The sequence below is a fragment of the Bacillus cereus group sp. MYBK95-2 genome (assembly GCF_051915225.1).
GTDB lineage: Bacteria > Bacillota > Bacilli > Bacillales > Bacillaceae_G > Bacillus_A > Bacillus_A cereus.
In genome coordinates this window covers 47,107-61,924 of the sequence record NZ_JBQAEH010000014.1, presented here as the reverse complement: position 1 = coordinate 61,924, position 14,818 = coordinate 47,107, and the positions used below count along the sequence as shown (strand labels likewise).

Genomic DNA, 14,818 nt, shown 5'->3' with positions numbered 1-14,818 from the left:
GCTAATATTTTGAAGTGTCACCAAAAATGAAAATTTTATTGCTTTACAGTTATTTATGAGAATTCAACTCATTTTCTGCGTTTTGGGAAACTACTAGTTTCTTAAGTTTATGGGCATGTATGGTGACCCCTAATTGCGATGTGGAAGGCTAAAAAATACTAAAAACTAATACCATTCTTTTTAATAAGTTGATAACAAACATAAATCGTAATGATTATTATTTATTGCGAATTTCGAAAAGATGTACTATACTAGGCTCGCAAACTAAAACGTAATCATTACGTTTTGCATCAAAACGATATTTTCTTCATAGAATTGGAGGAAATAAACTTGTAAAAAAGAAAAGAGGAGAATTTCATGCAAAAAAAATTAACTATGTTTTCATTTCTACTTATTTTTACTTTAATTTTTGCTGGATGTTCTAATAAAAAAGAAGGTGCAGTAAAAAAAGATGAGAAACTTTCTGTTTATACAACTATTTTCCCACTTGCTGATTTCGCAAAAAAAATCGGTGGTGACTATATAACTGTTAAAGCAATATATCCACCTGGTGCAGATTCTCATACATTTGAACCAAGCCAAAAACAAACAGTGAAAATTGCGAAAGCCGATTTATTCATTTATAATGGTGCAGAATTAGAACCGTTTGCTGAAAAAATGGAAAAAACATTACAAAAAGAAAATATTAAAATTGTAAATGCATCAAAAGGCATCGAACTGCGCGCAGCAACCGAAGATGAACATCATGATCATGGAGATGGACATAAAGAAGATGAACATCATCACGATAAAGACCCACACGTGTGGTTAGACCCTATACTAGCGATGAAACAAGCTGAAAAAATCAAAAATGCTCTTGTAGAAATACAGCCTAATTATAAACAAGAATTCGAAAAGAATTTTGCAGCACTTCAAACTAAATTTACAGATTTAGATGATCAATTCAAAGCTGCTGTAGCAAATGCAAAAACGAAAGAAATTTTAGTTTCTCATGCAGCCTATGGTTACTGGGAACAACGCTATGGTTTAAAACAAATTCCTATCGCTGGGGTTTCAGCTTCTGATGAACCATCTCAAAAAGAGCTTGGTGAAATTACAAAAACAGTTAAAGAACACGGGTTAAAATACATATTATTCGAAACGTTTTCTACTCCAAAAGTAGCATCAGTTATTCAGAAAGAAACTGGTACAAAAGTTTTACGATTAAATCACCTTGCTACTATTTCTGAAGACGATGCGAAGAATAATAAAGATTACTTCACTTTAATGGAAGAAAATGTTAACACTTTAAAGGAAGCAACACAATTCTCATTAGTTGCAGAAAAACCTTCTGAAAAGCAAGAGCAAACAACTGAAAGTCATACACATAAAAATGAACACGATCACAGTCATAATCATAGTCATGCTCATGATAAAGCAACAGAAAGAATTTATGAAGGATATTTTGAAGACAATCAAGTGAAGGATCGACCACTCTCCGATTGGAAAGGAGACTGGCAATCTGTATATCCGTATTTACAAGATGGAACGCTTGATGAGGTATTTGCTCACAAAGCGAAACATAAAGGTAAAATGTCAGCCAAAGAATATAAGGAGTATTATAATGAAGGATATCAAACAGATGTGAACCGTATCGTGATTCAAGGAGATACTGTAACATTCTACAAAAACAAAGAAGAATATTCTGGCAAGTATATCTATGAAGGATACAAAATTTTGACATATGATGCAGGGAATAGAGGTGTAAGATACATATTTAAACTAGCAGATAAAACAGAAGGAGTTCCTCAGTATATTCAATTCAGTGATCATGGTATTTATCCGAATAAAGCTGATCACTACCACTTGTATTGGGGTGACAACCGTGAAGCTTTATTCGATGAAGTTATACACTGGCCTACCTATTACCCATCGGATATGAATGGACATGATATTGCGCACGAGATGATGGCGCATTAAATTAGGAGTCACGATAATTACTTCTTTGAACAATATATAAAATTCAAAGATTATCAATCTAGAATTATATTTTTTATAGTAACAAATGATTTAATGAGATTAGGAGTATAAAATAACTAAATATTTAACGATAGTAAGAGCGTGTTTTAATAACAATTTTTAAAACACGCTTTTTTATATCTTTAAACCTTCGAAATGAATAAGCCTCATAGCGTGCCCCAATCCGAGATAATTGTCGTAAACGATTAGGATGTATACCTTTTGTATCAATATTTAACTTTAAGCCTTTTATATACTCTAAACGCTCAATTACCTTTAAAAAGGATTCTGGTGAAAATTGGCCAGGTATTTCTTTTAACCAAGCTAAATATGTTTTTGAAGAATTAGGCATAAAGGGAAGTAGACTGCTTATTTTTTCTTTTTGTAAAAGAGATAAAGGAGATGTTAGCGTTTTAAATATAATTTCTTCAGCTCTTTTACGTGTTTCCCATATTGCTCTTTCTATTACTGCCATTGAAGGAAGTATAACTTGCCAAGTGCGTAATTCTTGCAATGCTGTCTCAATGAGATATGTAGTATCCCCATTATTTAATGCATGAGATTGAAGAAATTTAGATAATCTTCGATAATCTGTAGTTGTAAAATTACGAAAACTATATTCCTTTCGAATTTCTTCTACATGTTCATACCTTGTAGCTTCCCGCTGGGCATATAGCCCCCAGTCTTCTGTACTTGCACCAATTTGTCTCGCTACAAATTCTAAAACTTCGTTAGGAATGTGCTCAATATCTGATAAAGTCCAACCTAAATATCGTAAAACACTTAATTGCATAGCAAAACCTAGTCGATTATAATCCCTCCGATGACGATTAATGATTTGTTTATCGTGCTGACTGAAGGTAAAGTATGTACTTAAAGTCCATTCACTAATATCAGAGGGGATTTGCATATAACGCTTTCGTTCTTCTGCTGTAAGAAGTTCTCGTACTCTCACATACATAAGAATGCCTCCCCTTGCTATTTTTCATAAAACTATGCTCTTTTACTTTTGTTAGAATTTTAATTTTATTATCTCATAACCTTCGTGAGGTAGGAATAATGGACAAGATTCTAAATCTTGATAAGCTTGTCTATTTTATTTAGCTAATTGCCTCTTTATTGTTTTGATTGTTGTTATATGAAAAAACAATAAGGAAAGAGTTTATATAATTTTTGGGAAATGTATTTATTATCATATAATTAGCCATTTTATAAAAGAAGACACAAATGAAGGGAAAAGTGTTAGTTATGAAATCTAAACCATTAAAATCGGATGATTGTTCTACAATTGATTACGGGGATTTTCAATCACCTATTAAAATTCAACCTGATTGTGCTGTAGAAATGCAAGATCGAGGTGAAATAATACTTAATTATGATCGTACATTCATCTCCATAGAAGACGAAGGGGATACAATTAAAGTTCATAATGATGAAAGTGGTTTTGCTATTATTAACGGAAGAAATTTTCAATTAAAAGAATTTCATTTTCATGTAGGGAACAAAGAGGAAGAGCAACATGAAAGTGAACATGTTATAGAAGGTCATTGTTATAAAATGGAGCTTCATTTAGTACACACAAGTCAAGTAGGCAGAATAGCTGTGTTAAGTGTTTTTTTCAAAATTGGACGTGAAAACTCTGCGATCCAAACAATACTGAATAATTTAAATAAAAAAAACGTAGTAACAACTACAATAGATATTGATATTAAAGAATTACTACCACATGAGACCGTATACTATCACTATCTAGGTTCATTAACCACAAGTGGATGTATTGAAAATGTAGAATGGTATGTATTTGAAACATCAATAGAGATGTCTCAAGAGCAGTATAATATATTTAAGACACATTATTCTGGTAATGTAAGGAAAATCCAGAATCTGAATGGAAGAAAAATACTCAAAAAGAAAATCAAGTTATTCCCCAAATAAGCATTTCAATAGTTATCCATAATAAACAAGAATTATATGCACTATGAATATTTATATAAATTTATGCCGTTCGAACTTGATTCTAATCGGCTAAATCTCCACCAAATGTATTTGTTGCACTAACATCACTAAATGTAGTTATGAATGGAGCCAAATCGATATAAATATAATTAAAACGAAAATAATCAGTAGATATTTTAGAGGTTCCATAACATACTCCTTTTAGACATTAGTATATGTGAAAGAGTGATAAAGCATCCATTTAGGTGCTTTATATTATGGAGAAAGATATAGTGGTATTAATGAACTCTCTTTATTCAGGAAAAATAAGTGAAATTATTAAGTATTGGGTTGAGAAAAAAAGAATACGTGGATGATTATTAATACGCCGCAGATTCCTTTTCTTTAATACATTTAAAATGCAAGTTTTTATTTATTATTGAGCTTCTATAAATTTAAAAATACTTACCTTTAATCTCTTAACACTAATATCTCTTCTAAGTTCTATAAAATTCCGGATTTTCTTTTCATTAAACGATAAATAATATATGTAATGAAGACAAGACTTATTCACAGCATATTACATCGTTTGGTACACTAAGTAATTAAATATAGAAGTTTCATCTCAAACGAGGTAGTGGGTACTACCTCGTTTTTATTTTAAGTGTAAAAAGAGAGGATGTGTCAACTTTTTGAACAGAAGTAAATTTTTCGAAAAATAAAAACTATAACGTTTGACTGTACGGTTTTCTGTATGCTATTATTTAGCTAATTTAAGTGAAGGGGTGACGGATCATTGGGAACCGATATCGAATCGGAGAGGTGGCAGAGCTGGCTCAGGTTTCGAAAAGAACCATTGATTATTATACGAATTTAGGCTTATTAGAAGCAAAACGTTCCAATAAAAATTATCGTTACTACGATGAATCGGCAGTGGATCGTTTGAAATTCATTGAAAAATGCAAACAATTAAATATGAAACTTAGTGAGATTAGAAAAGTATTAGATAATCAACAAAATCAAACAGTATTAAACCATAAACTTGCAGGACAAGTGAATGATGTGTCGGGACACCTTCAACAATTAGAACATGAACTAATGCATTTGAAGCCTTTACTGGATAATCTGACAGAAGAGCAAAAGAAACTTTATATGAAGGGACTATCCGGTCAAGTAACGACACTGATTCAAACGCTTGTTTTATTTTTAAGTTAAAGGAGAAATGAATCGATGTTCTTTCACCCGATGGATTTTCTGATTTTAATTGCATTTGGCTTATCCATATGGGCACAATTTAAAGTAAAAGGAAATTTTAATAAGTGGTCTGAAGTAAATGCTTCTTCAGGACTCAGTGGTGCTGAGGTAGCACGAAAAATTTTAGATAATAATGGACTGTATCATGTACCAATTGAAGTTGTCCCAGGAAGACTTTCAGATCATTATGATCCCACAGTTCGGGTGGTACGACTATCAGAGGATGTATAACTATGGAAACTCTATTGCCTCTGTATCAGCTGCGGCACATGAAGTAGGGCATGCCATTCAACATGATCAATCGTATGGTTTCTTAAGCCTTCGGCATAAAATGTTGCCTGTTGCAAATATTGCATCCGGTATTGCACCATTTTTATTACTGGGTGGCTTCTTGTTTCAGGCCTTCTCATTAATAGGGATAGGTATTATTTTCTTCTCCGCAGCGGTAGCATTTCAATTAATTACGTTGCCAGTAGAATTTAATGCGAGTGCTCGTGCAAAACAATTAATGCTTGCAGAAGGAATGATTTCTGATCAAGATACTAAAGGTGTGAATAAAGTACTAGGAGCCGCTGCCTTAACATATGTAGCCGCTACATTAATTTCAGTTCTGGAATTAGTAAAATATGTAATGATTTTCTTCCAAGGAAATGAAGAAAACTAAAAGTATATAAATAAGAATGTTTTTTTATAGGAGGTGGATCCTTTAGTTTCTAAGAAACTAAAATTAGTTGGAAATATTGAATCTAGTGTTGGTAGCAGTTCTAATTGGTTTTACAGGCTTTTTCGTAGCAGCCGAATTTGCGATTGTAAAAATTAGAAGTTCGAAAGTTGATCAATTTGTATTAGAAGGTAAAAAGGGTGCCTTAGCAGCTAAAAAAGTAACATCAAATTTAGATGAATACTTGTCAGCGTGTCAATTAGGGATTACAGTGACGGCGATGGGATTAGGTTGGTTAGGTGAACCAACGATTGAGAGATTGTTACATCCTTTATTTGAAAGATGGGATATTAATTCTTCTCTCGCAGGCATTTTATCTCTAGCAATTGCATTTACTTTAATGACTTATCTACATGTTGTAGTAGGTGAATTGGCACCCAAAACATTCGCGATTCAAAAAGCTGAAAAAGTGACATTATTACTCTCTACCCCACTTATTTGGTTCTATAAAATTATGTATCCATTCATTCGATTATTGAATGGATCAGCAAGAATGTTAACTCAATTATTTGGTTTAAAACCAGTATCTGAACATGAAGTTGCACACTCAGAAGAAGAGTTGCGCCTCATCCTTTCAGAAAGTTATGAGCGTGGTGAAATTAACCAAGCAGAGTATAAATATGTAAATAATATTTTTGAATTTGATAATCGTATTGCAAAAGAAATTATGGTACCCCGTACAGAAATTATTGGTTTACACGTAGATAATTCTCTAGAGGAACATATTAATACAATACAAAGTGAAAAATATACGCGTTATCCTGTATTTGGAGAAGATAAAGACGAGATTATCGGTATGGTGAATGTAGAAGACTTCTTTATTCGTTATATAAACAAGAGTACAGAATCATTTGATACAATTCGTCCGTACACACGTCCAGTTATTCAAGTAATTGAGACAATTCCAATTCATGATTTAATGTTAGAAATGCAGAAGAAACGTATTCCATTAGCTGTATTATATGATGAATATGGTGGAACTGCAGGTATTGTTACAATTGAGGATATTCTTGAAGAAATTGTTGGGGAAATTAGAGATGAGTATGATGAAGATGAACATGCTCCGATCCAACATGTGAGTGAAACTCATAAGATTGTAGATGGAAAAGTATTAATAAGCGAATTAAATGACTTACTAGATTTACATTTAGACGATAAAGATGTAGACACCATTGGTGGTTGGGTCATGATGCAGAATTATCATATGCAAGAAGGACAGTCTGTTGAATCCGAAGGATATGAATTTAAAATTATTTCGAAAGACTCACATCATATAAAACGAATAGAAATTCAAAAAGCTAAAGAGCATGAACAAGAAGATGAAAGTAAGTAAACGGTAACAGAGTAGTTACCGTTTGGATTCTCTAATGAATAAAATAAATACATTATAAGAAAAAAGGGAGAGACAAAATGTTTAAAAAGATTTTGGCTAAATTCGGTAAAGGTGCAGCAACAGTAGATTTGCGTTTTAAAAACCCATCTTATTCTGCTGGAGAAACACTGCATGGAGAAGCTTGGATTGAAGGCGGTCAAGTTGAACAAAAAATGAATAACCTTACAGCGGACTTCATGATGAGTGTTGTCACAAAACAAGGATCTGTTACACGTAAGGTAGCAACTATTCCATTGAACGCATCCTATAACATTCTTCCAGAGGAGTCCAAGGTAATCTCATTTTCTTATGATATCCCAAGAGATCTTCCTGTATCTAGAGGGGGCGTTTCTTACTATTTCGATACGCACTTAGACATTGAAGGTGGCGTAGATCGAAAAGACTTTGATCGTCTTGTTATTGAAGCACCGGAAGAAGTACAAAATGTTTTTTATGCATTGAATCGATTAGGGTTCCAAGAAAAATCTACTTCGGGTAAATTAGATACATGGGGCCAAGAGTTTTCCTTTTTCCCAAGAGAATTATTTGTAAACGAAGTTGATGAAATAGAGGTTCGTTTTGCTTATGAAGAGTCAGGGATTCGCATTTGGATGGAAGTAGATTGCAGAACCAGACATGGGGAAATGGAAGCAAGACGTGAGTTTTTCATTGAACAAGATGTATTGAAAGAAAGTAGACAAATAGCTAATATTTTAAAAGATTATATAAATGAAATGGTAAATGATCCGCATGCTTATGCACAACCATTCTCATATCAAACACAACAAAACTATGATCATGCTCATCAGGGTAGTAACGGAGGTAGTCCAATTGCGGGTATGATTGGTGGTCTAGCTGTCGGCATATTAGGTGGCATGTTATTGAATGAACTAATGGATGGATTAGGTGCAGATGAAATGGTAGAAGAAGCAACCGAAGAATTAGGATTGAATGAGGAAGAATCATTTCTAGGTGGTTTCTTTGGAGATAGTGATGAAGAGTAAGATTATCTCTATAAAATATTAATATTTTTATTAACCCCTGACTTATGTATAAAGTCAGGGGTATTTTTGTTTCGTATAGAACAATGATATTCTTATATTTTTCGATAGTTAAAAATACTATACTCGCACGATTAGTTAAGCCAAGGTACATTCTTTTTATGTGAATTTTAAATTGAAGATTTGATATAATTTAAAGTTCATATGTTTATACAGAATCGTTCTTAAATAATAAGCCTTGTGCGCAATATTGAATAATATCTCTTCTTTTAACAATACCTATAAAAATCCCATCGTCATCTATAACAGGAACAAAATTTTGTTCCATAGCTCTTGATAAAAGGTCTTCAATTTCCGCATTGATGGAAACTGGTTCATTTGTACGGTGTAAAGAAACTTCACTCAGAACAACTTGTTGAGTGTTATTAAAACTTAATGATGAAGTATTTTTGAGTTTCCATAATAAATCTCCTTCTGTAAGTGTACCTGCATATTCTCCCTCATTATTGACCAAGGGGATAGCTGTATATCGGTGGTATTCCAACTTTTCTAAAGCCTGGCGCATTGTTGAATTTATATTTATATAAACCAATTCACTTTTGGGTGTAAGAAAAAATGCAATGTTCATGCTATTGAATCTCCTTCTTATAGCTTATTTACTTATTATTCTTTATATTTTATTTGTAGATTATTTGAACGATTGGTTACTGCTTTAATGATTGATTTCCCAACTATCAAAATCAGCATACTTTTTATATACATTCTCTATAACATTACCGTGCCAAATATTTTTATATTCAGGTCTCCCCATCTTAACGTTATACTCACTTATGTCACCATTTCTATTCTGCCACTCAGGATTTTCACAAGCATACCTGTAATTAAATATACGTGCCCTTTTTAATGTTTTAAATGTAATAGGGAAATGCTTTTCTTTACCGTCTTTGCAACCAATTACTCGATATGCCTTACTTTGTTCTCCAACAGTTTTAAAATAGGGTTCTGTAAAATCTTGTATGATTTTTATATAAACCTCTCCCTTTCTAAGCGCTTTAGAAATATTATATAGCATAAAAAAGAATTTTATGGAAGTACTTTATTAAATATATAGTTTAATAATAAATAGCTAGTGTTGCTTTAAACTAAAGGATAAGCAAAAACATTGAATAGACCCTTGTTGTTCTACAAGGGGTTAAATCTTTTTTTATAAATAGAGGTGTGACTTTATACATCTCCTTAAAGCTCAAATACGTGGATCCTGCCAGAAATTTAAAGGGAAGTGATTGCTTTCATGATATGCCTCAAATTCATACCCTTTTTCCTTTAACCCTTTTATGATGGCTGGTACGGCTGCAACTGCTTGAGGGTGAATATCATGCATTAATATAACTTCTTGGGACTTCTTTGCATTAGTAAGTACATTTTGAGCAATATTTATGGAAGCCGACTCTATAGGTACGTTATTATACTTCCAATCTAGGGAGTCAATTGTCCAATCCCATACTTTAAATCTACCATCTACTACCTTATTACGAAGTTCTTCATTTAATCCAGGCATAGAACCATAAGGAGGTCGGGTTAATTGTGGTTTTTGTCTAATAATGTTCGCTATTAAATTTTGATTTGTTGTCATTTCATTAACATAGTCACCATTTGTATATAATTTTTTGAAATCATGAGTCATGCTATGCATACCCACATAATGACCTTCTGTTTTTTCTCGTTTTACTAAATCAGGATATGCCTTTACATTCTTACCAGTTAAGAAAAAAGTTGCTTTTACATCCTGTTGTTTTAGTATATCCAAAAGCTCAGCTGTATATTTTCCTGGTCCATCATCAAATGTAAGATATGCAATTTTACGTATTTGACCGTTAAATTGGTTAGGTACTGGTTTGTTTATCTCTACGTTATGCTGCTCGCTTACAAACTGAATTGAGTTCTCTTGGTTTGTTACCCCTCTTGCAGGTGATGCAATTGATTGAATCACAAAATAAGTAATGACTACTAGAGCTACCGTTAGAATTGATATTACGAATTTTTTGGCCTGAAATCTTATTTTCACTCTCTATATTCCTTCCTCTACCTATTAGCAATAATTTGTTTAAATACAATTATACCAAATTACATCTGGTACCAAACAAATAGTATAATTTACCTTATTTTCGAGTATTTCACTAATTAATAAGAAATGTATTTTTCTTAACCGTTTAAACAGGTATACCTATATACATGATAGTTCATATGTAAAAAGTAAGTTTACATCTTTTTATAATTTGTTAAATACGTCAATACATATCCAATTAAAAACCCATTGAAATCAGCATATATGTATGATATCAATGGGTTTTTATGAGTTTAATATTTCGTATTTTTTGTAAAATTTATTGTTAGAAATACGTCTAAAATGACAAAAGTGAAAATTTTATCTCTAATTGATTTTAAATAAAATTCAAGTTTCTAATCTACTTACATTAAATCATTCTTTTATTTTTTGTATAGACAGGGTGTACCTAATGGTAGCATTAAATATTTAATGAAATTACATTAGCGATAGGATAATGCTTGTCTCCCTAATGCTTCCCACGATTGAATGAAAATCTCTTGGTTTACTTTGTGTGCTTTTTTCACAGTTAATGGGTCATTGATATAAATGTATTTGTCCTCCAAACCTACAATAACAACAGCATGTAAATCCAAAGGCGCTGTAATTTTTTTGTCATCATGTTTCCAAGACTCCCATCTATCTGGAAGGCGATAATCTCCTGTAGTCCATACTACTACAGGTTTACCGAGCTTAATTTGAGCTAACACAGTATTAAAGGTTTTTCCTGTTAAGTTTACTGTGCGATTTGGTAGATAACGTTCCATCAATTCTTGTAACGGTTGAACGTGGACAGCGTACCCCTTATTTTTTCCAGTTATATCTCCGACAAAACCTTCTTTAGGATCTCCCCATTGAATGATGTCTCCACTTTTATTTGTAGACAGTGGCGTAGGATCTTTTTTTATCTCGTTAGCTAAATCCATTTTATTAACTTTAATGCCTGCATGCTGTAATACCATCGCTAAGCTTGTAACTTCGCATCCATATTTTAATTCTGGCTTTTGTGATATAAGCGGCACATCTAAAATTATTTTTTTAGTGGCTGGAGTGGGGGCTGATTGCAAAGATTTACTTTTGGGCATAGAATGTGTGGTATTTTGAATCAATTTGTTATCTTCTTGTTTAACTTGTAATTCATTCTTTTTAAGCGAGGGTGTTTTTTCTGAACATCCCGCTAAAATTAAAACTAAGGCATACAAAGTTAGAAATCTTTTCATAGCATTCACCTTTTTAATAGTAATTACTTAATACCATAATATTCCGTTATCTAATATTTTTTAGAGGTATAGAACGTTTCATAAGCTTCATTTTATGTGGCAAAGTCCAATTACCTACGTGTAGTAAAAAGGAAGCCCACGCGCACCAATTAATAATTTGTGACTTTAAGTTACAGTTATAGTATAAGCGAGTTGAGGAGAGCTATGCTGGAATAAAAAGTATTAAAAGCTTTATTCTCAAAATTACTAATGAACCAAGGATATATCTGTCTAAAATGTTTCGTTAATCTAAATTCGATTTTCTAAATGTTTTAAATTTTTAAAATGGAGAAATGGATATTGAATGCTTTAAAAAAATAGGAAGAGAGTATATTTCTTTCTTTTTATACAAATTATTAAGGATAAAATACTTATGAAATCAGTAGGTATTATTAAAAGATTATAAATTGTTGAGGTGATTCAATATATGCCAAAGTTAGATGTAGAGGGATGTAGTCTTTACTACATAGTAAAAGGAGAAGGGACTCCTATCATTTTTATTCACCCGCCTACACTTACCTGTGAAAATTTTGAATATCAGATAAAAGAATTATCTAGAAATTTTAAAGTAATCGGTTTTGATGTTAGAGGGCATGGGAACAGTCAGAGTTCAAGTCAGCCAATTACATATTCACTAATTGCTAAAGATATGAAGAGTTTACTGGATTATTTGAATATAAAAAAGTCTTTTTTATGTGGGTATTCAACAGGAAGCTCAGTTGCCTTGGAATTTTTATTAACATATCCCGAAAATAGTTTAGGAGGAATTCTTATAGGTGGAATGTCAGAAGTTCGTCGAGGGTATTTAAAAAATAAGATTTCTCTTGGAGTCCAATTAGCGAAAGCAAGAGCAATTTCATTTTTAGCATTTGCCATTTCATGGGGGAATTCTAATACAAAAAAATTATTTAAAAGAATGTTTCGAGAAGCTCGGAAAGGTAATGCAAAAAATATCGAACAATATTATCGTTATAGTTTGCAATATAATTGTACAAATCGCCTTAAAGACATTCATCTACCTATGTTATTAGTTTATGGACAAAATGACAAAACTTTTTATAGTCATGCAAATTTACTGCATGAAGAATTACCATGTAATGAATTAAGATTTATTAAGGGTGCAAAACATCAAATACCAACAAAAGCGGCTACAGATTTAAATCAAATGATTGAGCAGTTTGTTTGTACTCATTCTGAGATGCCTCAAGAAGTCCATAAATCATAAAGTATTATCTGAGATCTAAAAGGGATTTAAAATTAATATTTTCAAAAAGGATAACGGGATGAGTTTTGTTTCTAAATTTAAAAATTATAATTAAGAGTAGATTAATTAGAAATGAAATCATGGAAACAGAGGATTTTAGGGAATAAAAGATAGAAAAGCAATTAATATACCTAATGGACAATGAAGATATGAGTTAAAAGAAGATAAATAAAAAATTAACAAGTGGAGATGTCGAAAAACTAATTGGAGTCACCATATGCAAAAAAGAGAATTGTACGTATTAAAAGAGATTAGCCGATTTCCTGTAATATAAGGAACCGGCTATCTGCTTTTTTATGGGGTTGTTGTGTTTTAATAGTGACAGTTATTAGTTTGAATATCAAAAAAGTGTTATTCAAATTTTTACATTTTAACACTTTTTTGATATTCAATATATAATGCTATGAACATTTATAACATAGTCTTGGTCTTTAAAAGCAAAACCACAGCGATTACTGTGGTTTTGCTTATTAGAGACACTTCTGTTATTCCCTAAATTTTATACGTTTATTTTGATTGAATATTACCAAAAAACGCTGCAATTAAGAAATATGGCACCATTTAAGTCTCAAAAATTTTACGTTTAAAATAAAAAAAGATTTCTAAAAAATAGAAATCCTTTTTTAAAACTAAAGAATTGAGAACTTAGATAATTATTTAGATTTAGTAATTATCATATTTATTTTTACAATTTTTTTTGTGATGAGGGTAATAAGGTTCAAAACGACAATAGCATTTTTTCACGTAGTATTTTTTGTAGTAATAGTCATAGTCATAGTCTTTTTCTTCATATTTATATTTATCTTTTTTATAATCATCACAATCATATCTTTCTTTTTTATGATGCCCACACTCATGTTTCCAATAACTCATCTTTATCCCCTCCTTTATATTTTTATAATATGTTCTTTTTATTCTGTAGTATCAGCTTGTCCCTAGATTAGTTAAAAAAGGGGCAATGTCCATTCCCATCAACTTAAGGTATACAAATTCACCTAAAAATGAAAGAATGAGCTGTATATCCATGACTTAGGATATTTTCGTCTAAAAGACTTTAAGTCTATTCAAGACAAGCAGGGGGTATTATTTATCCCATCTTAAGTTACCAACTAAAATATATAGAAAAGAGTTCGAAACAGTCATATTTAAAACAAAACCCCCTCAATTGAAACCAGTATATACACAAATTCATTTGGAAGACATTATGAAACAACTACAACGTGGCCAAGTTTATGAATTACACGATATATATGTAGGGAGTAAAGACAAACTGCCTACTCGTATTGTAGTTTATAGGTGTAACGAGGAGCAAAAACAGAAACGCTTACGTGACCGAGCTATTCGTGAAAAGAAAAAAGGGATTACATATACAGTGCTCACTAAGCTTTTACAAGGTATCACGGTATATATGACAAAAACACCTACAGACATTGTCCCGATGGGACAGGTACATGACTGGTATTATTCTTTGCGTTGGCAAATCGAAATTTTATTTAAAACGTGGAAGTCATTCTTTCAAATCCATCATTGTAAAAAGATAAAACTAGAACGATTGGAATGCCATTTGTATGGGCAACTGATTGCCATTCTCCTCTGTGTCTCTACCATGTTTCAAATGCGGCAATTACTTCTTATAAAAAAAGAAACGAGAACTGAGTGAATATAAAGGCCATCTATATGATTAAAGATTACTTTTTTCTTCTTTTCCGTGCGATACAGAAAGACACCCAAGAGCTATCAAAGGTGTTACTTCGCCTGTTCAACCTTCTACAACAAAATGGGCGAAAATCTCATCGGTATGAGAAGAAAACAGTCTTTGAAATATTAGGTGTCGTTTACAATTTTACCCTGTCTGATAATCAAGCGGCTTAATTCAAAAAAGGAAACCCGTTAGAGTTTAATTCGTATGC

11 protein-coding genes and 4 pseudogenes are annotated in these 14,818 nt (G+C 31.9%); 9 read left to right on the top strand and 6 right to left on the bottom strand.

Features of this window, described 5'->3' with window-relative positions:
- Positions 1-357: 357 nt before the first annotated feature.
- Both ACTFN4_RS28085 and ACTFN4_RS28080 read left to right on the top strand, forming a co-directional pair.
- A pseudogene (locus tag ACTFN4_RS28085) lies at positions 358-1,287 on the top strand (metal ABC transporter substrate-binding protein); the annotation flags it as partial.
- Positions 1,267-1,959 (top strand): ZinT family metal-binding protein, encoded by a 693-nt coding sequence (locus tag ACTFN4_RS28080; protein WP_422850990.1) that lies wholly within the window; start codon positions 1,267-1,269, stop codon positions 1,957-1,959. The pseudogene ACTFN4_RS28085 and the gene ACTFN4_RS28080, both read left to right, overlap by 21 nt.
- Positions 1,960-2,113: 154 nt before the next feature.
- Here the strand turns inward: ACTFN4_RS28080 and ACTFN4_RS28075 are convergent.
- Positions 2,114-2,959 (bottom strand): annotated as a pseudogene (locus ACTFN4_RS28075) (DUF4158 domain-containing protein); the annotation flags it as partial.
- A 266-nt stretch (positions 2,960-3,225) separates the two neighbouring features.
- Between ACTFN4_RS28075 and ACTFN4_RS28070 the strand changes: the two are divergent.
- The 5 genes and pseudogenes from ACTFN4_RS28070 (at position 3,226) to ACTFN4_RS28050 (ending at position 8,284) form a co-directional block, all read left to right on the top strand.
- The gene (locus ACTFN4_RS28070; RefSeq protein WP_324656904.1) at positions 3,226-3,933 is read left to right on the top strand and encodes a carbonic anhydrase family protein; all 708 of its coding nucleotides are present in this window, start codon (positions 3,226-3,228) and stop codon (positions 3,931-3,933) included.
- A gap of 795 nt (positions 3,934-4,728) precedes the next feature.
- On the top strand, positions 4,729-5,148 hold the full coding sequence (locus ACTFN4_RS28065) for a MerR family transcriptional regulator (RefSeq protein WP_098281857.1): 420 nt from the start codon (positions 4,729-4,731) through the stop codon (positions 5,146-5,148).
- Positions 5,149-5,163: 15 nt separating this feature from the next.
- Positions 5,164-5,851 (top strand): annotated as a pseudogene (locus ACTFN4_RS28060) (zinc metallopeptidase).
- A 67-nt stretch (positions 5,852-5,918) separates the two neighbouring features.
- The gene (locus tag ACTFN4_RS28055) at positions 5,919-7,241 is read left to right on the top strand and encodes a hemolysin family protein (protein WP_439963143.1); all 1,323 of its coding nucleotides are present in this window, start codon (positions 5,919-5,921) and stop codon (positions 7,239-7,241) included.
- Positions 7,242-7,318: 77 nt separating this feature from the next.
- Positions 7,319-8,284 carry a sporulation protein gene (locus ACTFN4_RS28050; RefSeq protein WP_439963142.1) on the top strand — a complete coding sequence of 322 codons (966 nt, stop codon included), beginning with the start codon at positions 7,319-7,321 and terminating at the stop codon, positions 8,282-8,284.
- 205 nt (positions 8,285-8,489) lie between these two features.
- On the opposite strand, the gene ACTFN4_RS28045 is transcribed toward ACTFN4_RS28050, so the two are convergent.
- From ACTFN4_RS28045 to ACTFN4_RS28030, 4 genes are all read right to left on the bottom strand, one after another.
- Positions 8,490-8,909, bottom strand: coding sequence for a CBS domain-containing protein (locus tag ACTFN4_RS28045; protein ID WP_098281854.1), 420 nt, complete (start codon positions 8,907-8,909; stop codon positions 8,490-8,492).
- A gap of 84 nt (positions 8,910-8,993) precedes the next feature.
- Complete coding sequence (locus ACTFN4_RS28040) at positions 8,994-9,353, bottom strand: hypothetical protein (protein WP_439963141.1); 360 nt, start codon at positions 9,351-9,353, stop codon at positions 8,994-8,996.
- A gap of 171 nt (positions 9,354-9,524) precedes the next feature.
- Entirely contained in the window at positions 9,525-10,346 is an 822-nt protein-coding gene (locus tag ACTFN4_RS28035) for a peptidoglycan-N-acetylglucosamine deacetylase (protein ID WP_439963140.1), read from the bottom strand.
- Positions 10,347-10,828: 482 nt separating this feature from the next.
- Positions 10,829-11,605 carry a C39 family peptidase gene (locus ACTFN4_RS28030; protein ID WP_439963139.1) on the bottom strand — a complete coding sequence of 259 codons (777 nt, stop codon included), beginning with the start codon at positions 11,603-11,605 and terminating at the stop codon, positions 10,829-10,831.
- 466 nt (positions 11,606-12,071) lie between these two features.
- Between ACTFN4_RS28030 and ACTFN4_RS28025 the strand changes: the two genes are divergently transcribed.
- A complete protein-coding gene (locus ACTFN4_RS28025) occupies positions 12,072-12,869 on the top strand; it encodes an alpha/beta fold hydrolase (RefSeq protein ID WP_439963138.1) in 798 nt (265 codons plus the stop codon).
- Between the two features lie 702 nt (positions 12,870-13,571).
- Here the strand turns inward: ACTFN4_RS28025 and ACTFN4_RS28020 are convergent.
- The gene (locus ACTFN4_RS28020) at positions 13,572-13,781 is read right to left on the bottom strand and encodes a hypothetical protein (RefSeq protein ID WP_439963137.1); all 210 of its coding nucleotides are present in this window, start codon (positions 13,779-13,781) and stop codon (positions 13,572-13,574) included.
- Between the two features lie 132 nt (positions 13,782-13,913).
- Between ACTFN4_RS28020 and ACTFN4_RS28015 the strand changes: the two are divergent.
- Positions 13,914-14,780 (top strand): annotated as a pseudogene (locus ACTFN4_RS28015) (IS4 family transposase); the annotation flags it as partial.
- Positions 14,781-14,818 lie beyond the last annotated feature (38 nt).